The organism is Streptomyces sp. NPDC001381, from assembly GCF_042895685.1.
GTDB lineage: Bacteria > Actinomycetota > Actinomycetes > Streptomycetales > Streptomycetaceae > Streptomyces.
The window spans coordinates 59,090-77,832 of sequence record NZ_JBIAWO010000011.1; the positions used below are offsets into that span (position 1 = coordinate 59,090).

19 protein-coding genes are annotated in these 18,743 nt (G+C 73.1%); 8 read left to right on the forward strand and 11 right to left on the reverse strand.

All coding sequences use genetic code 11. The features are described from left to right. Positions 1–20 precede the first annotated feature (20 nt). Entirely contained in the window at positions 21–3,473 is a 3,453-nt protein-coding gene (locus ACFY2L_RS33205) for a DNA polymerase III subunit alpha (protein ID WP_390824206.1), read from the forward strand. Further along, positions 3,470–4,450, forward strand: a complete 981-nt coding sequence (locus tag ACFY2L_RS33210; RefSeq protein ID WP_390824207.1) for a hypothetical protein — start codon at positions 3,470–3,472, stop codon at positions 4,448–4,450. Before ACFY2L_RS33205 ends, ACFY2L_RS33210 begins: the two co-directional genes overlap by 4 nt. A 40-nt stretch (positions 4,451–4,490) precedes the next feature. Here the strand turns inward: ACFY2L_RS33210 and ACFY2L_RS33215 are convergent, their stop codons facing one another. Further along, positions 4,491–4,865 (reverse strand): cupin domain-containing protein, encoded by a 375-nt coding sequence (locus tag ACFY2L_RS33215; protein ID WP_390660677.1) that lies wholly within the window; start codon positions 4,863–4,865, stop codon positions 4,491–4,493. A 114-nt stretch (positions 4,866–4,979) separates the two neighbouring features. On the opposite strand from ACFY2L_RS33215, the gene ACFY2L_RS33220 reads away from it, so the two are divergent. Both ACFY2L_RS33220 and ACFY2L_RS33225 read left to right on the forward strand, forming a co-directional pair. Beyond that, a complete protein-coding gene (locus tag ACFY2L_RS33220) occupies positions 4,980–5,423 on the forward strand; it encodes a MarR family winged helix-turn-helix transcriptional regulator (protein WP_390660678.1) in 444 nt (147 codons plus the stop codon). A 172-nt stretch (positions 5,424–5,595) separates the two neighbouring features. Further along, positions 5,596–6,465 carry an esterase/lipase family protein gene (locus ACFY2L_RS33225; RefSeq protein ID WP_390660679.1) on the forward strand — a complete coding sequence of 290 codons (870 nt, stop codon included), beginning with the start codon at positions 5,596–5,598 and terminating at the stop codon, positions 6,463–6,465. Positions 6,466–6,541: 76 nt separating this feature from the next. Here ACFY2L_RS33225 and ACFY2L_RS33230 read toward each other — a convergent pair whose 3' ends face one another. Further along, positions 6,542–7,543: a lytic polysaccharide monooxygenase gene (locus ACFY2L_RS33230; RefSeq protein WP_390660680.1), complete on the reverse strand. Its 1,002-nt coding sequence runs from the start codon at positions 7,541–7,543 to the stop codon at positions 6,542–6,544. Positions 7,544–7,706: 163 nt separating this feature from the next. Between ACFY2L_RS33230 and ACFY2L_RS33235 the strand changes: the two genes are divergently transcribed. Then, a complete protein-coding gene (locus tag ACFY2L_RS33235) occupies positions 7,707–8,156 on the forward strand; it encodes a GNAT family N-acetyltransferase (RefSeq protein WP_390660681.1) in 450 nt (149 codons plus the stop codon). A gap of 18 nt (positions 8,157–8,174) precedes the next feature. Here ACFY2L_RS33235 and ACFY2L_RS33240 read toward each other — a convergent pair whose 3' ends face one another. Next, entirely contained in the window at positions 8,175–8,309 is a 135-nt protein-coding gene (locus ACFY2L_RS33240; RefSeq protein ID WP_390660682.1) for a hypothetical protein, read from the reverse strand. A 139-nt stretch (positions 8,310–8,448) separates the two neighbouring features. Between ACFY2L_RS33240 and ACFY2L_RS33245 the strand changes: the two genes are divergently transcribed. Beyond that, on the forward strand, positions 8,449–9,072 hold the full coding sequence (locus ACFY2L_RS33245; RefSeq protein ID WP_390660683.1) for a class I SAM-dependent methyltransferase: 624 nt from the start codon (positions 8,449–8,451) through the stop codon (positions 9,070–9,072). 87 nt (positions 9,073–9,159) lie between these two features. Here ACFY2L_RS33245 and ACFY2L_RS33250 read toward each other — a convergent pair whose 3' ends face one another. After that, positions 9,160–9,660 carry a DUF402 domain-containing protein gene (locus tag ACFY2L_RS33250; protein WP_390660684.1) on the reverse strand — a complete coding sequence of 167 codons (501 nt, stop codon included), beginning with the start codon at positions 9,658–9,660 and terminating at the stop codon, positions 9,160–9,162. Further along, positions 9,641–10,570, reverse strand: coding sequence for a GNAT family N-acetyltransferase (locus ACFY2L_RS33255; RefSeq protein WP_390660685.1), 930 nt, complete (start codon positions 10,568–10,570; stop codon positions 9,641–9,643). The genes ACFY2L_RS33250 and ACFY2L_RS33255 overlap by 20 nt, the downstream gene beginning before the upstream one ends. 71 nt (positions 10,571–10,641) lie before the next feature. Between ACFY2L_RS33255 and ACFY2L_RS33260 the strand changes: the two genes are divergently transcribed. Continuing rightward, positions 10,642–11,010 (forward strand): GntR family transcriptional regulator, encoded by a 369-nt coding sequence (locus ACFY2L_RS33260; protein ID WP_390660686.1) that lies wholly within the window; start codon positions 10,642–10,644, stop codon positions 11,008–11,010. Here ACFY2L_RS33260 and ACFY2L_RS33265 read toward each other — a convergent pair whose 3' ends face one another. From ACFY2L_RS33265 to ACFY2L_RS33285, 5 genes are all read right to left on the reverse strand, one after another. Then, positions 11,011–11,784 (reverse strand): DUF72 domain-containing protein, encoded by a 774-nt coding sequence (locus ACFY2L_RS33265; protein ID WP_390660687.1) that lies wholly within the window; start codon positions 11,782–11,784, stop codon positions 11,011–11,013. A 29-nt stretch (positions 11,785–11,813) separates the two neighbouring features. Then, on the reverse strand, positions 11,814–12,908 hold the full coding sequence (locus ACFY2L_RS33270) for a DUF5925 domain-containing protein (RefSeq protein ID WP_390660688.1): 1,095 nt from the start codon (positions 12,906–12,908) through the stop codon (positions 11,814–11,816). 125 nt (positions 12,909–13,033) lie between these two features. After that, entirely contained in the window at positions 13,034–13,834 is an 801-nt protein-coding gene (locus ACFY2L_RS33275) for a polysaccharide deacetylase family protein (RefSeq protein ID WP_390824208.1), read from the reverse strand. 28 nt (positions 13,835–13,862) lie between these two features. Continuing rightward, positions 13,863–14,849: a glycosyltransferase family 2 protein gene (locus ACFY2L_RS33280; RefSeq protein WP_390660932.1), complete on the reverse strand. Its 987-nt coding sequence runs from the start codon at positions 14,847–14,849 to the stop codon at positions 13,863–13,865. A gap of 11 nt (positions 14,850–14,860) precedes the next feature. After that, positions 14,861–15,691, reverse strand: a complete 831-nt coding sequence (locus ACFY2L_RS33285) for a glycosyltransferase family 2 protein (RefSeq protein ID WP_390660690.1) — start codon at positions 15,689–15,691, stop codon at positions 14,861–14,863. A 627-nt stretch (positions 15,692–16,318) separates the two neighbouring features. On the opposite strand from ACFY2L_RS33285, the gene ACFY2L_RS33290 reads away from it, so the two are divergent. Beyond that, positions 16,319–17,125: an SGNH/GDSL hydrolase family protein gene (locus tag ACFY2L_RS33290; protein ID WP_390824209.1), complete on the forward strand. Its 807-nt coding sequence runs from the start codon at positions 16,319–16,321 to the stop codon at positions 17,123–17,125. Between the two features lies 1 nt (position 17,126). Here ACFY2L_RS33290 and ACFY2L_RS33295 read toward each other — a convergent pair whose 3' ends face one another. Beyond that, positions 17,127–18,743 carry a serine/threonine-protein kinase gene (locus tag ACFY2L_RS33295; protein ID WP_390824210.1) on the reverse strand — a complete coding sequence of 539 codons (1,617 nt, stop codon included), beginning with the start codon at positions 18,741–18,743 and terminating at the stop codon, positions 17,127–17,129.

The following is an 18,743-nucleotide window of genomic DNA, read 5'->3' on the forward strand; positions in this document are numbered from 1 at the left end:
CGGGATCGCGGGAGGTGCGTGTGCCAGGCTTCACGCATCTGCACACCGTCTCCGGGTTCTCCCTGCGGTACGGGGCCTCGCACCCGGAGCGACTGGCCGAGCGCGCCTCCGAGCGGGGCATGGACGCCCTCGCCCTCACCGACCGCGACACCCTCGCCGGCACGGTCCGCTTCGCCAAGGCCTGCGCGAAGGAGGGGGTGCGCCCGCTGTTCGGGGTGGACCTCGCGGTGGCCGCGCCGGTCCGCCAGGACAGTGACGTACGACGGGAAAGGCGCCGCACCCCCGTGCGCGGCGGTGCCTTCGTCGACGAGTCGACACCCCGTGTCACCTTCCTCGCCCGCGACGGTGCCCGGGGCTGGGCCGACCTGTGCCGGATCGTGACCGCCGCCCACGCCGCCGAGGACCTCCCGGTACTGCCCTGGACCGGCAACCACGGCGACGGTCTGACCGTCCTGCTCGGCCCCGCCTCCGACGTCGGCCGCGCCCTGGCCGCGGGGCGTCCGGACCGTGCGGCCCGGCTCCTCGCCCCCTGGCGCGAGGTCTACGGCGACGCCCTGCGGCTCGAGGCCGTCTGGCACGGCCGCACCGGCACGGGACCCGGCTCCCTGCGCCTCGCCGCCCGCACCGTCGGCTTCGCCGCCGACCAGCGGATCCGCCCGGTGCTCAGCAACGCCGTCCGTTACGCCGATCCCGGCCAGGGCCCGGTCGCCGACGTCCTGGACGCCGCCCGCCGGCTCGTCCCCATCGATCCGGCCAAGGAGCTCGACTCGGGGGAGGCCTGGCTGAAGGGCGCGGACGCCATGCTCGGGGCGGCGGAGCGGATCGTGGAGGCCGCCGGCTTCCGGCGGGACACCGCCCACCGCCTGCTGGAACAGACCCGGGCCACGGCCGCCGCGTGCCTGGTCGACCCGGAGGACGACCTCGGCATGGGCACCGTCCACTTCCCCGAACCGCATCTCGTCGGCGCGGGCCGCCGCACCGCCCAGCGGGCGCTGGCCTCACGGGCGGCGGCGGGGATGGTGCTGCACGGGTACGCCGACCGGCGCGCCTACTGGGAGCGGATGCACCACGAACTCGACATCATCGCCCACCACGGCTTCGCCTCCTACTTCCTGACGGTCGCTCAGGTCGTCGACGACGTACGGCACATGGGCATCCGGGTCGCGGCGCGCGGCTCCGGCGCCGGCTCCCTCGTCAACCATCTCCTGGGCATCGCGCACGCCGACCCCGTCGAGCACGGGCTGCTGATGGAGCGCTTCCTGTCCAAGGAGCGGGTCGTGCTGCCCGACATCGACATCGACGTGGAGTCCGCGCGCCGGCTCGAGGTCTACCGCGCGATCATCGGCCGGTTCGGCGGCGAGCGGGTCGCGACCGTCGCGATGCCGGAGACCTACCGGGTGCGGCACGCCGTCCGGGACGTGGGCGCGGCCCTGTCCATGGACCCCGCCGACATCGACCGGGTCGCCAAGTCCTTCCCGCACATCCGGGCGCGGGACGCCCGCGCGGCGCTGGAGGAACTGCCCGAGCTCAAGGACCTGGCGGCGGAGAAGGAGAAGTACGGGCGGCTGTGGGAGCTGGTCGAGGCCCTCGACGCCCTTCCGCGCGGGATCGCCATGCACCCCTGCGGGGTGCTCCTGTCCGACGCCTCCCTGCTCTCCCGTACGCCGGTGATGCCGACCAGCGGCGAGGGGTTTCCCATGGCGCAGTTCGACAAGGACGACGTGGAGGACCTCGGGCTGCTCAAGCTGGACGTGCTGGGGGTGCGGATGCAGTCGGCGATGGCGCACGCGGTGGCGGAGGTGGAGCGGGCCACGGGGGAGCGGATCGACCTGGACGCGGTGGCGGGCGGTGACCCGGCGACGTACGGCCTGATCCGGTCCACCGAGACGCTGGGCTGCTTCCAGATCGAGTCGCCGGGCCAGCGGGACCTGGTGGGGCGGCTGCAGCCGGCCACCCTCCACGACCTGGTCGTGGACATCTCGCTCTTCCGGCCCGGGCCGGTCGCCGCCGACATGGTGCGGCCGTTCATCGAGGCGCGGCACGGACGGGCGCCCGTCCGCTACCCGCACCCCGATCTGGAGGAACCGCTGAAGGGGACGTACGGGGTGGTCGTCTTCCACGAGCAGATCATCGACATCGTCGCGATCATGACCGGCTGCGGGCGCGGGGAGGCGGACCGGGTGCGGCGCGGGCTGTCGGATCCGGAGGCGCAGGGGCGGATTAAGGTGTGGTTCGCGCAGCACGCGGAGGCCCGCGGGTATGACGCAGAAACGATTCGGCGGACCTGGGAGATCATCGAGGCCTTCGGTTCGTACGGCTTCTGCAAGGCGCACGCGGTCGCCTTCGCCGTCCCGACGTACCAGTCGGCGTGGCTGAAGGCGCATCACCCGGCCGCCTTCTATGCCGGGTTGCTCACCCATGACCCCGGGATGTACCCGAAGCGGCTGCTGCTGGCGGACGCGCGGCGGCGCGGGGTGCCGATCCTGCCGCTGGACGTGAACAAGTCGGGCGTCGCACACCGTATCGAACTGGTGTCTGATTCTCCTGGTGGGCGCGGGCGTTGGGGACTCCGGTTGGCCCTCTCCGACGTGCACGGCATCAGCGAGGCCGAGGCGGCGCGGGTCGCCGACGGACAGCCGTACGCCTCGCTCCTCGACTTCTGGGAGCGGGCGCGCCCGAGCCGCCCGCTGGCCGGGCGGCTCGCGCAGGTGGGCGCGTTGGACGAGTTCGGCGCCAACCGCCGTGACCTGCAACTGCACCTGGCCGAGCTGCACCGGGGCGCGCGGGGCGCGGGCGGCGGCCAGCTCCCCCTGGCGGGCGGCCGCAGGACGGCTCCGGCCGGGCTGCCGGACCTGTCCTCCGCCGAGAGGCTCAGCGCCGAGCTGGGTGTGCTGTCCATGGATGCCTCGCGCAACCTGATGGACGACCACCGGGCCTTCCTCGACGAGCTGGGAGTGGTCTCGGCACGACGGCTGAGGGAGGCGCGGCACGGGGAGACCGTGCTGGTCGCGGGCGCCAAGGCGGCCACCCAGACCCCGCCGGTCCGGTCCGGCAGACGGGTCGTCTTCACCACCCTGGACGACGGCACGGGCCTGGTCGACCTCGCCTTCTTCGACGACTCCCACGAGGCCTGCGCCCACACCGTCTTCCACTCCTGGCTGCTGCTGGTGCGCGGGGTGGTCCAGCGGCGTGGCCCGCGCAGCCTCAGCGTGGTGGGCGCCGCCGCCTGGAACCTCGCCGAACTCGTCGAACTGCGCGCCGAGGGCGGGCTGGACGAGGTGGCGGCCCGGCTCGCGGCGCCGGCGCCCGCGCCGGAAGGGGCCGGTGACGCGACAGGGGGCAGGCGCATCCGTCTGTCCACCGGATACGAACTCCACCCGTGGGCCGATCTGCGGCCCGCGGGCCAGGAGGCCTCTCAAGGGCCTTCGACGGTAAGGAAGTTGTGGCACCAGAGTCCGGGGAGTGCGGGATGACCATCCTCTGCGTACGTTTCCAGCTGCCTCCGATGCGCGAAGCCGAAGCCGCCCTGCCCGGGCTGCTCGGACTGCTGGAGGAGTTCACACCGGTCGTCGAGGCGCTGCCGCCGGACGGGGCGCTGGCCGATCTGCGCGGCGCCGAACGGTACTTCGGGCGCAGCGCGGTGGAGCTGGCGTCGGTGATCCGCGTGCGCGCCCTCGCGCTGCACGGCGTGGACTGCGTCATCGGCGCCGGGCCCGGCCCGATGCTGGCCCGTATGGCGCTGCGGGACGCCCGGCCGGGGCTGACCCGCGCGGTCCCGGAGGGCGAGGACCGGGTGCGGGAGTTCCTCGCCGAGAAGCCGGTCGTCGCACTGCCCGGCGTCGGTGCGGCCACCGCCCGCACACTGTGCGACTACGGCCTCGACACCCTCGGCCGGGTCGCCGCCGCACCCCTGTCCACCCTCCAGCGCCTGGTCGGCGCGAAGACGGGCCGCGAACTGCACGAGAAGGCGAACGGCGTCGACCGCGGCCGGGTGGTGCCGAACGCGGTCTCCCGTTCCCTGGCCGCCGAACGGCCCTTCGAACGCGACGAGCTGGACCCCGACCGGCACCGCAGGGCCCTGCTGTCGGCCGCCGGGGAACTGGGAGCCCGGCTGCGCGCCCTGGAGAAGGTCTGCCGCACCCTGACCCTCACCGTGCGCTACGCCGACCGTTCCTCCACCACCCGCAGTCGCACCCTCGGGGAGCCGACCGCGCACTCGGCGGCCCTGACGAGGGCGGCGTACGGCCTGTACGAGGCGCTCGGGCTGCAGCGCGCCCGGGTCCGCGCGATCGTCCTGCGCGCCGAGGCGCTCGGCCCCGCCGACCAGGCCTCCCACCAGCTCAGCTTCGACCCCGTCGACGAGAAGGTCCGCCGGATCGAGGAGGTCGCCGACCGGGTGCGGGCGAAGTTCGGGCCGGGGGCGGTGATACCGGGGGCGCTGGCGGCGTGAGGCGGCACGGGGCGCCCGCGTGATCCCTGCCGGACGGGGGTCAGTTGGCCCACGGCGGAGTGATCCGCGTGCCGTCGGCCAGCTCCGCCTCCAGGCCGATGGACGTGGTGACCCAGGAGAGCGCGGTGTGACCGGTCGGGTTCTCGACCGACAGGGTCGCTCCCGGATTGACGATCACCGTGTCGCCCGCCGTGATCCGCTCGGTGCGGCCGTCGAGCGTGATGAGCAGTTCGCCGACGAGCAGATGGAAGATCTCCTCCCGGCTGACGGTGTGCGCGGGGGCCTTCGTCCCGGCGGGGATCTCCCCGCGCCAGGCGCACAGCTCCTTGCTGCCGGTCAGGGGAGTGGCGTACGAGACGAAGCGGGCGCCGTGGATCTCGTGGGTCACGGTGTCGGACGGACGGACGACGGGCATGGCGTGCCTCCGGTGAGCTGGGCCGCAAGGGCCGGAGAAAAGGTCAACCTGCTTGACTATATGCCTCATGGTCAAGCAGCTTGACCAATCCGTCAAGGGTGTTTCAATGCAGGCGTGCAGAACTCCGAAGCCCTGACCCTGGCCGCCGCCCTCCTCTCCGCCGCCGGCGAGCTGACGCAGCGCATCAACGAGGGTGTCGTCGCCCGCGGGTTCGAGGGGCGGCCCGTCTACGGCTTCGCCTTCGCCCGGCTCGCCCCGGGCGGTGCCACGGTCACCGACCTCGCCGTCCACCTCGGCGTCACCAAGCAGGCGGCGAGCCAGCTCGTGGACGAGCTCGTGCGCAAGGGGTACGTCGAGCGGCGGGCGCATCCGGACGACGCCAGGGCCCGGCTGATCGTGCTCACCGAGCGGGGGTGGGAGTGCACCCGGGCGGCGGAGGAGGCGGCCGCCGAGGCGGTGCGGGGCTGGGGCGAGGTGCTCGGAGAGGGGGAAGCGGGCGTGCTGTGCCGCCAGTTGATGCGCGTCGCCCCCCACGGTCCCATCAGGCCCGCCTGGTGACGGGACGTCAGGGGCCTCGGCCGTCCCTGACTACCACTGGAAGTTTTTACTGACGCGTAACTTCACACTTCATCTACTCGTCCGTAACTTGATGAGTGAACAGCATCCTCGTGATCCGGGTCACAGGGCGTACGGCCATCGCACCTCCCTTGAGCCGCAAGGAGATCACCCGATGCTGCCCTGGAAGCGCCTGCTCAGACCCCTCGCCGCAGTGCTGCTGGCGGCCGCCGCCGCCACCGTCCCCGCCTCCGCCGCCCATGCCTCCCCCACCACCGCCTCGCCGTCGAGCGGCTGGAACGACTACACCTGCAAGCCCTCCGCCGCCCACCCCCGCCCCGTCGTCCTGGTCCACGGAACCCTCGGGAACTCTATCGACAACTGGCTGTCCCTCGCCCCCTACCTCGAGGTCCGGGGCTACTGCGTCTACTCCCTCGACTACGGCCAACTGCCGGGCGTCCCCTTCTTCCACGGCCTCGGCCCCATCGACAAGTCGGCCGAACAGCTCTCCGCCTTCGTCGACAAGGTGCTCACCGCGACCGGCGCCGCCGAAGCCGACCTCGTCGGCCACTCACAGGGCGGCATGATGCCCCGCTACTACCTGAAGTTCCTCGGCGGAGCCGCCAAGGTGAACGCGCTCGTCGGGATCGCCCCCGACAACCACGGCACCACGCTCAGCGGCCTCACCAACCTGCTGCCCTATTTCCCGGGCGCCGAGGACCTGCTCTCGTCCGCCACCCCCGGCCTCGCCGACCAGATCGCCGGATCGGCCTTCCTCACCAAGCTCAACGCCGGCGGCGACACCGTCCCCGGCGTCCGCTACACGGTCATCGCCACCAAGTACGACGAGGTGGTGACCCCCTGGCGCAGCGGGTACCTCAGCGGAACCGGCGTCCGCAACGTGCTGCTCCAGGACCTGTGCCCGCTCGACCTCTCCGAGCACGTGGCGATCGGCCTGTTCGACCGCATCGCCTTCCACGAGGTGGCCAACGCGCTCGACCCGGCCCACGCCACCGCCACCACCTGTGCGTCCGCGCTGAGCTGACGCACAGGCCGATCCGCCGGGGCCTGTCCGGCCTGAGCCGCCGGTCAGGCCCCGGAGTCCTGTCGGTCGCGGCCGCTCAGCGGCCGCGCCGGCCGCCCCCCACGGCCCGTCGGCGCACCGACGCGAACAGCAGCGCCGCGCCCAGGGCCAGGACGGCGGCACCGCCCACCGCGAGCGAGGAGGTGCCGGGGCCTGCGCCCGTCTCGGCGAGGTCCCGCGCCGGGCCGGCCGCCTGCGCCGCCGGGCCGCCGAGGCCGTCGTCCGCGGCCACCGCCGCCGGGGCCGCGGACGACGAGCCGGCGGGCGACGGGTCCGTGGCGGGGTCCGCCGTCGTCGTGGCGTCGTCGTCCCCGTGCCCGTGGTGCTCGATCGTCGACTTGTCGGCACCGTCCTCGATCTGCTCCTCGGAGGGCGCGGAGGCGGCAGGTACCGCCGAGGAGGCGCCGCCGAACGTGACGTCCGAGCAGGAGTAGAACGCCTCCGGGCTGTCCGAGCGCTGCCAGACGGCGTACAGCAGCTGCCGGCCGGAACGCTCCGGCAGGGTCCCGGAGAACGTGTAGAAGCCGTCCGCCGCGACCGGGTCGGTGGCCGTCGCCACCGGATGCGCCAGGTCCAGGTCGGACCAGGCCGGCGGCCGCGCCGGGTCGTAGCCGGCCTTGGTGAGGTACACCGTGAAGGTGCCCTTGTGCGGAGCGGTCACGCGGTACCTGAAGGTGTACGCCCCGCTGCTCACGCTGGTCGCCGGCCAGTCGGTCCGGGCCAGGTCGAGGCCCTTGAACTCCTCGTTGCCGGCGCTGCACAGCGCGCCGTCCGGGATCCGCTCCTGATGGCGCCCGGCCGCGTCGCCGATGCGGACGCCGTTCCAGTCGTAGAGCGCCTGCGTACCGCCCGCCACGACCGCCGCCCGGCACGCCTCGGACGCCGGGCTCTCGGGGCCCTCCGCGTAGCACTGCGCCACCCGGCTGACCGGATCGCCCAGCGTGCCGTGCGCGGCCGCGGGAGCGGCGGACAGCGCGGTCAGGGCCGGCGGGGTCAGCGCGAGGGCGGCGACGACGGCGGCCTTGCGGCGTGCGGGCATGGGGGATCTCCTCGGAACCGTGGATCGGGTGCGCTGCGGGCGACGCTGCTGCGTGCCGCCACCACGAAACCGCGAAAACGCCTGCTGAGGGAGGCCCGGAGCGATCTTTAGGGTTGCCTTAAGGAAGCGCTCAGACGGAGATCAGGTAGCTAGCGTGTCCGGTATGACGAGCGAGGAGATCCGGCCCGCCACGGCGGCCGACGTACCGGCCGTGAAGACGGTCACCGACGCGGCGTACACGCACTACATCGAGCGCATCGGCCTGGTGCCGCTGCCCATGCGGGCGGACCACGCGGCGAACGTGGCCGCGGGGAAGGTGTTCGTGACCGGGGAGCCCGTCACGGGACTGGTGGTCGTCGAGGAGTTCCCCGACCACCTGTTCCTCGACAGCATCGCCGTCCACCCCGACGCCCACGGCAGGGGCGTCGGGCGGCGGCTGCTGCACTTCGTGGACGCACACGCGCGTGCCCGCGGACTGCCCGAGGTCAGGCTCTACACGAACGTGCTGATGTGGGAGAACCAGAGGATCTACCCGAAGTACGGCTATGAACTGGTGGGGCGACGGGTGGACGGCCCCTACGAGCGTCTCCACTACCGCAAGCGGCTCGGCTGACCGGAGCCGCGGGGTGTCTCACCCGTCCGGCCACCAGGTGCGCGCGATGTCCTGTCGCACCTCGGGGCGTCCGGCGGGGCGCTCGTCCGCCTCTTCGCGGATCCGGCGGGATTCCGTCTTCTTCAGGGGCTTCTGCACGGTCGTGCGGCGCATGACTGCCTCCTTCAGGGACACCGGGTTCCGCGTTCTCACGGAGGTAGACCCTTTCCGGGAGACTTCCTCATCGCCCCCCGGTCTGTCAGTGGCGGGTGTCACGATTCGAGTGTCAGTGGCAGGTGTCACTCTGGGGCACATGAGGAAGAACGGGGACGAAATGACGTCGGTGAGTGTCGACTGGGACGCGGAGGCGGCGGGCTTCGACGAGGAGCCCGATCACGGACTGCGGGACCCCGAGGTGCGTGCCGCCTGGGCGGAGCGGCTGCGGACCTGGCTCCCGGAGCGCGCCGGCGAGCTCCTCGACCTCGGCTGCGGCACCGGCAGCCTCTCGCTCCTCGCCGCCGAACAGGGACACCGCGTCACCGGGGTCGACCTGTCCGCCCCCATGATCGACCTGGCCCGCGCCAAACTCGCCGGGCGTGACGCGGTGTTCCTCCTCGGCGACGCGGCGGCACCCCCGGTCGGCGAGCGGCGCTTCGACACCGTGCTCGTCCGCCATGTGCTGTGGGCCCTGCCCGACCCCGCCCGCGTCCTGGCGCACTGGCGGGGCCTGCTGCGCCCGGGAGGACGGCTCGTCCTGGTGGAGGGCGTCTGGGGGACGGTCACCCCGGTCGGCATACCGGCGGACCGCCTCACCGCACTCCTCGCCCCGCTCGCCGTGCGGACGCGCGTCGAGCGGCTGTCGGACGACCCGCGTCTGTGGGGCGGGCCGGTGCGGGACGAGCGGTACGCGGTGGTGGCGACGGACCGAGTGCCCTGACGGGCACCGCGCCCGTCGAGGACGGCGGCCGGTGCGGCGCGCGGGGGTACCTCCCACGCCTTCAAGGGGTGCCTGCCGGGCGCCGCCTCACCGCAGCAGCGCCGTGAAGTCGCCCTCGCGGGCCAGTGCCTCCAGCTCGTCGAGGGCGGCCTCGGCGGCCGCGGCCGCCTCGGGGTCTCTCCCGGCCAGACCGCTCTGCGCGAACTCGTCCTCGTCGAGCCGTCGTACGTCCGTGCCGTCGGCGGAGCGCCACAGGTCCAGGTCGAGGTCCTCCACGACCAGCTCGGTGCCGAGGAGCGTGGCCGGGCGGGTGACGTCGCAGTACCAGCCCTTCAGGGCGCCCGTCGCGGCCCGGACCTCCTTCACCGCGTACCACCGGTCACGCCAGTAGTACTCGGTGAACACGTCCCCCGTCTCGAACCGTACGAAGCCGAAGTCGCGCACCCCGTCACCGGCCCAGGGGGCGCGTACGGCGATGCGCGTGCCGTCGTCCGCCAGCAGCTCGGCCGTGTAACGGATCTTCGTACGGCCGGCCTTGACGAGGACGACGTCGACCCCGCGGGCGGCGTCAGCCGAGTGTGCGGACATGACGCACCTCCGTCGCGCAGATCTCGTATCCGAACCACTTGTTGATCGCGAGCATCGGCCCGTTGTCCGAGTCGTTGCCGGTGTACGCCTCCGTGTACCCCGCGGCGCGGGCGCGGTGCAGGGAGTCGTTCTTGACGAGCTTGGCCAGGCCCCGGCCGCGGTAAGCGCGGGCGGTGCCGGTCATGCCGGTGCCGTAGCGGCCGGGGCCGTCGGTGTGGGCCACGCTGAAGGCGACCGGCCGGCCGTCGGCCACGGCGACCGAGGTCAGCTCCCGGTCGAGATGGGGATGGTGCCAGGTCTCCGCGACCCAGGCCTCGTAGTCCGTGAACTCGGTGTCGATGTCGCTCGGCTCGTCGGCCACCACTGCGGCGTCCAGCTCGAACAGCGGGCGCGGGTCGTCCGCGAAGTCGGCGGCCGTGCGCAGTTCGACGCCCGGCGGCGGGTCCTGCAGCGGCGGCAGCGGGGTGCGCGCCAGGTCCAGGCGCAGAAAGTGCGCGGAGCGGCTCGCCCGGTAGCCGCGCCGCTCGGCGAACGCCCGGTTGCCGGGCTCGTCCAGGATCCAGGCGAACAGCTTCGTGGCACCGTGCGCCGCCAGGTGCTCCTCGGCGGTGCGCGTCAGCAGCGTGCCCGCGCCCCGGCCGGTGCGCGCCGGGTCCACGTACACGTTGAGGAAGCCCTGGCCGGGCTCCGGGCTCTCATGGGCGAGACCCAGCTGGGCCGTGCCGATGATCTCGCCGTCCTCCTCGGCGACCAGCTTGCGGGCATGGGCGTCGGGGTGGGCGTGGGCGAGGAGGTGCCGCACCGACCGCGGGCTGAAGTACACGAAGGGCAGAGCGAGATGGCGCACCCGGACGAAGCCCTCGACGTCGGGGGTCACATCGGGGCGGAGATCACGCACGATGACGGTCATGTGAGCGCACGCTACGGGCGGGCCGCGTCCCCCTGCCTCTCATTTTCCGGCGGGTGCGGGACAATCGGGCCGTGACCTTGAAGATCCACATCGATGAGGGCGCCGCGCCGTACGAACAGGTGCGGGCGCAGATCGCCGGGCAGGCCCGCTCCGGAGCGCTGCCGGTCGGCTACCGGCTGCCGACGGTCCGGGGGCTCGCCGAGTCGCTGGGGCTGGCGGCCAACACCGTCGCCAAGGCCTACCGGGCGCTGGAGGCGGACGGGGTCATCGAGACCCGGGGCCGCAACGGCACGTTCGTCGCGGCGGCCGGACCGGCGGCGGAGCGGGAGGCGGCGACCGCGGCCCAGGCCTACGCCGAGCGGGTGCGACGGCTCGGGCTCAGCGAGGAGGGCGCGCTGGCCGCGGTGCGCGACGCCCTGCGGGCGGCCTACGGGGAGTGATCAGCGGCGCGTGGCGAGCGCGCGCGGAGTCCGGGTCACCGTCAGGCCCGCGCGCTGGGCCGTCCTGCCGAACAGCGCCGCGTCGCCCACCGCCGCGCCGCCCGGGTCGTTGTTGAAGTACGCGAAGACGTCGTCCTTGTCGGCCCAGGTCGTCGCGATGCGGTCGATCCAGGTCTCCAGGGACCGCTGGCCGTAGCGCGGCCAGGGCTGGGCGCGGCCCTGGTGGAAGCGGACGTACCCCCAGTCGGCGGTGCGCCACATCGGCGTGACCGGACGGGCCAGCACATCGGCCCAGCACAGCGCCGCTCCCCGGGACTCCAGGACCCGCCGCACCACCGGCGTCCACCACGAGTCGTGGCGCGGCTCCACCGCCACCCGGGTGCCCGACGGGAAACAGGCCAGGCAGGCGTCCAGCAGAACGGGGTCGACCCGCAGGGTGGGCGGCAGCTGCAGCAGGACCGGGCCGAGGCGGGCGCCGAGTCCGGCCGCGTGGTTCATCAGGCGGTGCACCGGCTCCTCGGGGTCGCGCAGCCGCTTGATGTGGGTGAGATAGCGGCTCGCCTTCACCGCGACCACGAAGTCCGCCGGGACGCGCTCGGCCCAGGACGTGAAGGTCTCCCTGGACGGCAGGCGGTAGAACGCGTTGTTGATCTCGACGGTGGCGAAATGCTCGGTGTACTCCTCCAGCCACCGCCGCTGAGGCACGTCGGCCGGGTACAGGACGTCCTTCCAGTCCTTGTACTGCCAGCCCGAGGTGCCGACGCGCAGTGTCATACCTCCATCAAAACACCTGAGGCCGCCGGCTACAGATACAGTCCCGCGTCCGACCGCCCCCGCGGCTCGGGCAGCGAGGTCGGGGACGTGCCCCGGCGCAGCGCGTACAGCTCCGCCAGGGTCGCCCCCTCGCGGCCGACCCCCTCCTCGGTGCCCAGCCAGCCGACCGCCTCCGGGCGGGTCAGCGGACCCACCTCGATCCGGGCCAGACAGCGGCCGGGGCGGACCACGGCCGGATGGAGACGCTCCAGGTCCTCGTTGGTGGTGACGCCGACCAGGACGTTGCGGCCCTGCCCGAGCAGGCCGTCGGTGAGGTTGAGCAGCCGCGACAGGGCCTGGCCCGCCGTGTGCTTCGCCTCGCCGCGGATCAGCTCGTCGCAGTCCTCCAGGAGCAGCAGCCGCCAGCGGCCCTTGCCGGTGGCGTCCTCCTCGCCGATCGCGATGTCCATCAGATAGCCGACGTCGGAGAAGAGCCGCTCGGGGTCCAGGACGCAGTCCACCTGGCACCAGTCCCGCCAGGAACGGGCCAGGGTGCGCAGCGCCGAGGTCTTGCCGGTGCCGGGCGGGCCGTGCAGCAGGAGCAGCCGGCCGGCGATGTCCTCCGGGGTCGTGCCCATCAGCCGGTCCATCGCCTCGGCGACGGGTGCCGTGTAGTTGGGGCGCACCTCCTCCCACGTACCGGCGGAGATCTGGCGGGTGGTGCGGTGCGGGCCGCGTCGCGGGGAGACGTACCAGAAGCCCATCGTCACGTTCTCGGGCTGGGGCTCGGGCTCGTCCGCCGCGCCGTCGGTGGCCTCGTCCAGCACCTTCGCGGCGAGTTCGGCGGTGGTCGCGGTGACCGTGACGTCTGCGCCGCGGTTCCAGCGGGAGACCAGCAGCGTCCAGCCGTCGCCCTCGGCGAGCGTCGCGCTGCGGTCGTCGTCGCGGGCGACGCGCAGCACGCGGGCCTGGGGCGGCAGCAGCGTCGCCCCGGAGCGGACGCGGTCGATGTTCGCCGCGTGCGAGTACGGCTGCTCGCCCGTCGCGAAGCGGCCGAGGAACAGCGCGTCGACGACGTCGGACGGGGAGTCGGAGTCGTCGACGTTGAGCCGGATCGGCAGAGCGTCGTGCGGGTGTGCAGGCATAGCCGCCATGATCCGGCACGAGGGCGCCCTCTGCACCCGGTTTCCGCGGTGCGCGCGGTGTGTCGGTCCTGTCCGGTGGATCCGGAGTGCGCCGGGCGCCCGGCGCACTCCGGAACCCGGGCGGCTCAGGCGAGGGCGCCGACCGCCCGGCGCCGGAGCCGGCGTGTCCCGCGCACCACCGCGTACCCCTTCGTCAGCGCCCTGTCCCGGGCGAACGCACGGCCGACGGCCCGGCCGTCGAGGAGCCGGGCGAACTGCTCGGCGTCCGTGGCGCGCCGCACCGTCACCCTGCGCAGGGCGTACGGCCCCTGCGCGCGGCGGGCGAGGGCGTTGCCGACGGCCAGCGCCTGGGCGAAGCCGTTCTCCCGCACCGCCGTGCGCACCCGGCGGCTGGAGTAGCCGTACGGGTAGGCGAACGACACCGGCAGCGCGCCCAGTTCACCGGCGACGATGTCCCGGCAGCGGGTCAGTTCGGCGCGCAGCGCGGGGTCGTCGAGCTGGTCGAGCTGCGGGTGACTGTGGCTGTGGCCGCCGATCTCCACGCCGGCGTCCGCCAGTTGGCGTACCTGTGGCCAGTCCAGCATGGTGTCCAGGGCGCCGCCGGTGTCGTAGGCGCCCTGGATCCAGCCGGTGGAGACGAACAGCGTGGCCGGGAAGCCGTGCCGGGCGAGGGCCGGGAGGGCGTGCCGGTGCACGCCCTCGTAGCCGTCGTCGAAGGTGATCAGCACCGGCCGGGCGGGCAGCGGCCGGCCGGTCCGCCAGCGGTCCGCCAGCGCGGCCGTGGTGAGCGGGGTGAGGCCGCGGTCCGCGATCACCGCCAGCTGCTCGTCGAAGGCCTCCGGAGTGACGGAGAGGGCGCGGGTGGCCCCGCTCGGACGCTCGGCGACCGCGTGGTACATCAGAATCGGGACGCGTGCCTCGGTCATACGGCACGCCCCCGTTGCCGTGTCTTCGTCATACGGCGTCCTCCCGGTCCCGTACGTCCCCGATCCGCACGACCTCGAACGTCGTCCCGTTCCTGCGCGCCCGCACGCTGCCCACGAGGTACCCGCCGGCCGCCGTCAGCACCCCCGCCACGATCGCGCCCGCCCGCCGGGCCCCGCCGGGCCGGGCCAGCGCCGCGTCGCGCAGGCCGCGCAGCACCCCGGCGGGCAGCACCCGGGTGGTGTAGCGGCGTTCGGTCTCCAGTCCCTTGTCGGAGCCCACGCTGCGTGCCACGAGCGCCTTGGACAGGCCCTCGGCGTAGGCGCGGGTGCGGAAGTAGCCGAAGTGCTCGCGCGCCTCGGGCACCCGGTGGTGGATCACCGCGCGGTCGTCGACCAGCAGGATCGCGTCGGGTCTCGCATGGCTGAGCCGGATGCACAGCTCCGTCTCCTCGCCGCCCATCGGCCGTCTGCCGCCGTCGCGTCCGATGCCGCCGGCGAAGCCGCCCGCGATGTCGAAGGCGGTGCGCCGGAAGGAGGCGTTGCCGCCGAGGATGTTGCGCACCCGCACGCGGCCGGGCGGCAGGCCCCGGTAGGAGCAGCCCACCACCCAGTCGAACTCCTCGGGGAACCAGTCGGGCCGCCGGCCCGAGGACCAGACGGGCTCGCACCGGCCGCCCACCGCCATGACCCGGGGGTCGGAGTACGGGTCGGCGAAGCGGCGCAGCCAGTCCCGTTCCGCGACGGCGTCGTCGTCGAGGAAGGCGATGACCTCGCCGTACGAGGCGGCGATGCCGGTGTTGCGGCCGGCGGACAGTCCGCGCGGGCCCGCGTTGGGCAGCACCCGCACCTCGTCGTCCTCCTTGTACTCCCGGGTCAGCCGGTCCAGGAGCGCCGGGTTGTGGTCGACGACGACCAGGGTCTCCAGGGCCGGGTGGGTCTGGGCGCGCACCGAGGCGACCGCCGCGAGGATGTCCGCCCAGCGGTCCTCGGTGTAGACGCAGATGACGACCGACATGCCGAGCGCGCTCACGACACCTCTCCCCGGGCCGAGTCGAGCAGGGGCGAGCGGCGGCCGGCGCGGCGCAGAGCCCGCCGGTTGGAGCGCTCCTGGAGGATCACCCGCAGGACGCGCAGCCCGTCGCGCACGGCGCGCAGGTTGCTGACGCCGTGGATGCGCAGGTACTCGTGGCTGGGGATCTCCTGCACCTTCAGACCTGCCTTGACGACCCGGATGTTCATCAGGGTCTCCACCTCGAAGCCCGTGCAGTCCAGGTCGATCTTGTCCAGGCAGTGCCGCCAGAACGCGTTGTAGCCGTAGCACAGGTCGGTGTACCGGGCGCCGAACTTGCGGTTGACGACCGCGCACAGCACCCGGTTGCCCAGCCACCGGACGAAGGTCATGTCGTCGGTGCCGCCGCCGTTGGCGAAGCGCGATCCCTTGGCGAAGTCCGCGCCGGAGACCAGGGCGGAGACGTACGACACGATCTCGTTGCCGTCGGCCGAGCCGTCGGCGTCGACCATCACGATGATGTCGCCGCTGCACGCCTCGAAACCGGTGATCAGGGCGTCGCCCTTGCCCCGCCCCCGCTGTCCGACGACCTTGACGCCGGGCCACAGCTCACGGGCGACCTCGACGGTGTCGTCGGTGGAGTTGCCGTCGACCAGCACCACTTCGTGGATCCAGTCCGGCAGGGTCTTGAAGACGTACGGAAGGTTCTCGGCCTCGTTCATCGCGGGGATGACCACGCTCACCGGTGGCGCGATGGCCAGGTGAGAGGAGATCGGCCGGTACGTGCCGGCGGTGGACGGGCCTGTCAGGTCCTGGCCCGGTGTCGCCGGCTGCAGAACGGAACTCATGAGTCTGGTCCCTCTCGTCCGGTGGGCCGCCCGCCCCGGGGCGGCCCGGATCCACGTCCGGTTCGAAAGGGGGGTTTCTCACCCGTGGCGGACGTGTCTCCGCCGCATGCCGGAGTGGTCTCCGCGCACAACGGGTGAGCTGGCAAAGCTGACCGGCCGCCGGCGAACGACGGCGGCCGACCGCGCGGCACGTCCCGGCCACCCATGTGGTCACCGGGCACGGCACCCCCCTACCGCGCTCTCGCCCCGGATGCCGCCCCGGTCCCTGAGCCCTCCCCTGGAGCCGTTGCCGACGGTCCGCTGCGAGTGAGATGTATGACGGTATTGATGATTACGCCCGGATGGCAAGCCCTTGGGGTCCCGCTCACCTTTTTGTTCGTTTGACCGTTACACAACGGTGTGTCCCGTTGTTCGAGAGGGAAAAAAGTGTTCCCCGGAGGCGGTGGGGCGCGCCTCCGGGGAACGGGGATTGGATCAGGCCGCGGACCTCGCGGCGCGATCCTGAGGCAACGGCAGCGCCAACTCCCGGTCCCGGTGCGAGCCGAAAAGTCTTGGCATGGACACTTCCCGTCAACACGCGTAGTTGCTACGACGGTTGTGGCAGAGATCCTGCTAAAGGGAGGTTCCATGAGACGTTCCCGACTTGTCGTATTCGTCAGCTCACTCCTCCTCGCCGCAGGCGCCGCCCTCACCGGGGCGAGCGCGGCGCACGCGTCCCAACTCGCCGCGAACGGCGGCTATGTGGCGCTCGGCGACTCCTACTCCTCCGGTGTCGGCGCCGGCAGCTACATCAGCTCCAGCGGCAGCTGCAAGCGCAGCACCAAGGCGTACCCGTACCTGTGGAACGCCGCCCACGCACCCGCCTCGTTCACCTTCGCCGCCTGCTCGGGCGCCCGAACGGATGAAGTTCTGGCGAGTCAGCTCGGCGGCCTGAACTCCGCCACCGGCCTCGTCTCGATCAGCGTCGGCGGGAACGACGCAGGCTTCGCCGACGTCATGACCACCTGCGTCACCAGCTCCGACAGCACCTGCGTCAACCGCATCAACACGGCCAGGGCGTACGTCGACTCGACCCTCCCCGGCAAGCTCGACACCGTCTACACGGCGATCCGGTCCAAGGCCCCGAACGCCAAGGTCGTCGTCCTCGGCTACCCCCGCTTCTACAAGCTGGGCACCATCTGCCTCGGCCTGTCCGAGGCCAAGCGCTCCGCCATCAACAACGCGGCCGACTACCTCGACGCCGCCGTCGCCAGGCGCGCCGCCGCCCACGGCTTCGTCTTCGGCGACGTCCGCACCCGGTTCGGCGGCCACGAGATCTGCTCCGGCAGCTCCTGGCTGCACAGCCTCAACCTGCTCAACATCGGCGAGTCCTACCACCCGACCGCGGCCGGCCAGTCGGGCGGCTATCTGCCGGTCCTGAACGGCCTGGCCTGACCTACTCGGTGAGCGAGGGCGAGGGGGAGGTCCCGGCCGACGGGGTCTCCTCCTCGCAGGTCACCGAGAACGGCACGTAGTTCGAGGTCGCGCTCACCGGATCGCGCACCTCGACCCCGATCGCGTTCTGGTACGTCCCGCTCCCCGCGTACGTCGACAGGGTCACCTTGTCCTGCCGTGACCTCCCGCCGCCCGAGGGGAAGTCCAGCGTCTTCCAGGTCTGGCCGGACAGCTCGCCGTCCTTCGCCACCCAGCGGTAGGACACCGTCGCGGGCAGCCGGCCCACCGTCAGCGTGGCCGTGAAGGCGGGGGCGGAGGCGTCGGGCGGCGGACAGGATCCGCTGTAGTCCGTGTGGGCGCCGGAGACGGTGACCGCGACGGTCTGCGCCGGGGCGGCGGACGAGGCGCTGGGACTCGGGCTCGCCGAGGGGCTCGGCGGCTCGCTGGACTCCTGCGCCGTCGGCGTCGGACTCAGGCCCTGTGTCTGGCTGTTGGTGACCTCGCCCTTGCCGCTCGGGTCGCCGTCGTCCCGGTTCAGCAGCCCATAGGTCAGACCGGCCGCCGCCAGCGCGAGAACGATCACGCCGGTGACGAGGACCGCGCCGGTCCGCCGGTTGCGTTCCGGCTCCTCCCGGGCGGCGCCGGTGGCCGCCCACGGCGGGGACGGCGGGGGAGCCTCTTGGCGGAAGGGCTCGACGGGGGTCGGCGGCGTCGTGGCGGTCGGCGCGTAGGGCGCGTACGGCACCGAACGGACCGTGCCCGACCGCGGGCCGCCCCCTGCGGAGGGAGTGCCCCCTGCCGCGACGGCCCGCAGATCCTGCTCGGCCCGCTCGGCCGGCAACCGCTCGGCCGGGTCCTTGCGCAGCAGCCCCTCGATCACCGGTTCCAGCGGACCGGCCCGCAGCGGCGGCGGCAGTTCCTCGTCGACGATCGCGCGCAGGGTGCTCAGCGGGGTGTCGTGGCGGAACGGGGAGTTGCCCTCGACCGCGGCGTACAGCAGCACGCCCAGCGACCACAGGTCCGACTCGGGCCCCGGCGTACGCCCCAGCGCCCGCTCCGGTGCGAGGAACTCGGGGGAGCCGATGACCTCGCCGGTCATGGTCAGGGCGGAGGTGCCCTCCACCGTCGCGATACCGAAGTCGGTGAGCACCACCCGGCCGTCGTTCGACAGCAGCACGTTGGCCGGCTTCACGTCCCGGTGCAGCACCCCGGCCTCGTGCGCGGCCCGCAGCGCGGACAGCACCTCGGCGCCGATGTGCGCGGCCCGCGCCGGCTCCAGCGGACCCTCGGCGTCCAGCAGCTCGGCGAGGGAGATCCCGCGCACGATCTCCATGACGATCCACGGGCGCCCGTCCTGCATGGCCACGTCGTACACCGTGACGACGTTCCGGTTGGCGACCCGGGCCGCCGCCCAGGCCTCCCGTTCCAGCCGGGCGTACATCCGCTCGACGTCCGAGGCCGCCAGCCCGTGCGGGGCGCGCACCTCCTTGACGGCGACCTCGCGGCCCAGCACCTCGTCACGGGCACGCCACACCGTCCCCATGCCGCCCTCGCCGAGCGGGGACAGCAGACGGTAGCGGCCCGAGATCAGACGTTCATGGCCCGGTTCTTCGGACAC

Bases quoted from the DNA above. Each gene is read 5' to 3' on its own strand.
- ACFY2L_RS33245 (WP_390660683.1), top strand. From the start codon at position 8,449: ATGAGGAAGAACGGGGACGAAATGACGTCGGTGAGTGTCGACTGGGAC.
- ACFY2L_RS33240 (WP_390660682.1), bottom strand. From the start codon at position 8,309: ATGCGCCGCACGACCGTGCAGAAGCCCCTGAAGAAGACGGAATCCCGC.
- ACFY2L_RS33235 (WP_390660681.1), top strand. From the start codon at position 7,707: ATGACGAGCGAGGAGATCCGGCCCGCCACGGCGGCCGACGTACCGGCC.
- ACFY2L_RS33280 (WP_390660932.1), bottom strand. From the start codon at position 14,849: ATGTCGGTCGTCATCTGCGTCTACACCGAGGACCGCTGGGCGGACATC.
- ACFY2L_RS33270 (WP_390660688.1), bottom strand. From the start codon at position 12,908: ATGCCTGCACACCCGCACGACGCTCTGCCGATCCGGCTCAACGTCGAC.
- ACFY2L_RS33255 (WP_390660685.1), bottom strand. From the start codon at position 10,570: ATGACCGTCATCGTGCGTGATCTCCGCCCCGATGTGACCCCCGACGTC.
- ACFY2L_RS33225 (WP_390660679.1), top strand. From the start codon at position 5,596: ATGCTGCCCTGGAAGCGCCTGCTCAGACCCCTCGCCGCAGTGCTGCTG.
- ACFY2L_RS33275 (WP_390824208.1), bottom strand. From the start codon at position 13,834: ATGACCGAGGCACGCGTCCCGATTCTGATGTACCACGCGGTCGCCGAG.
- ACFY2L_RS33210 (WP_390824207.1), top strand. From the start codon at position 3,470: ATGACCATCCTCTGCGTACGTTTCCAGCTGCCTCCGATGCGCGAAGCC.
- ACFY2L_RS33290 (WP_390824209.1), top strand. From the start codon at position 16,319: ATGAGACGTTCCCGACTTGTCGTATTCGTCAGCTCACTCCTCCTCGCC.
- ACFY2L_RS33285 (WP_390660690.1), bottom strand. From the start codon at position 15,691: ATGAGTTCCGTTCTGCAGCCGGCGACACCGGGCCAGGACCTGACAGGC.
- ACFY2L_RS33265 (WP_390660687.1), bottom strand. From the start codon at position 11,784: ATGACACTGCGCGTCGGCACCTCGGGCTGGCAGTACAAGGACTGGAAG.
- ACFY2L_RS33250 (WP_390660684.1), bottom strand. From the start codon at position 9,660: ATGTCCGCACACTCGGCTGACGCCGCCCGCGGGGTCGACGTCGTCCTC.
- ACFY2L_RS33230 (WP_390660680.1), bottom strand. From the start codon at position 7,543: ATGCCCGCACGCCGCAAGGCCGCCGTCGTCGCCGCCCTCGCGCTGACC.
- ACFY2L_RS33215 (WP_390660677.1), bottom strand. From the start codon at position 4,865: ATGCCCGTCGTCCGTCCGTCCGACACCGTGACCCACGAGATCCACGGC.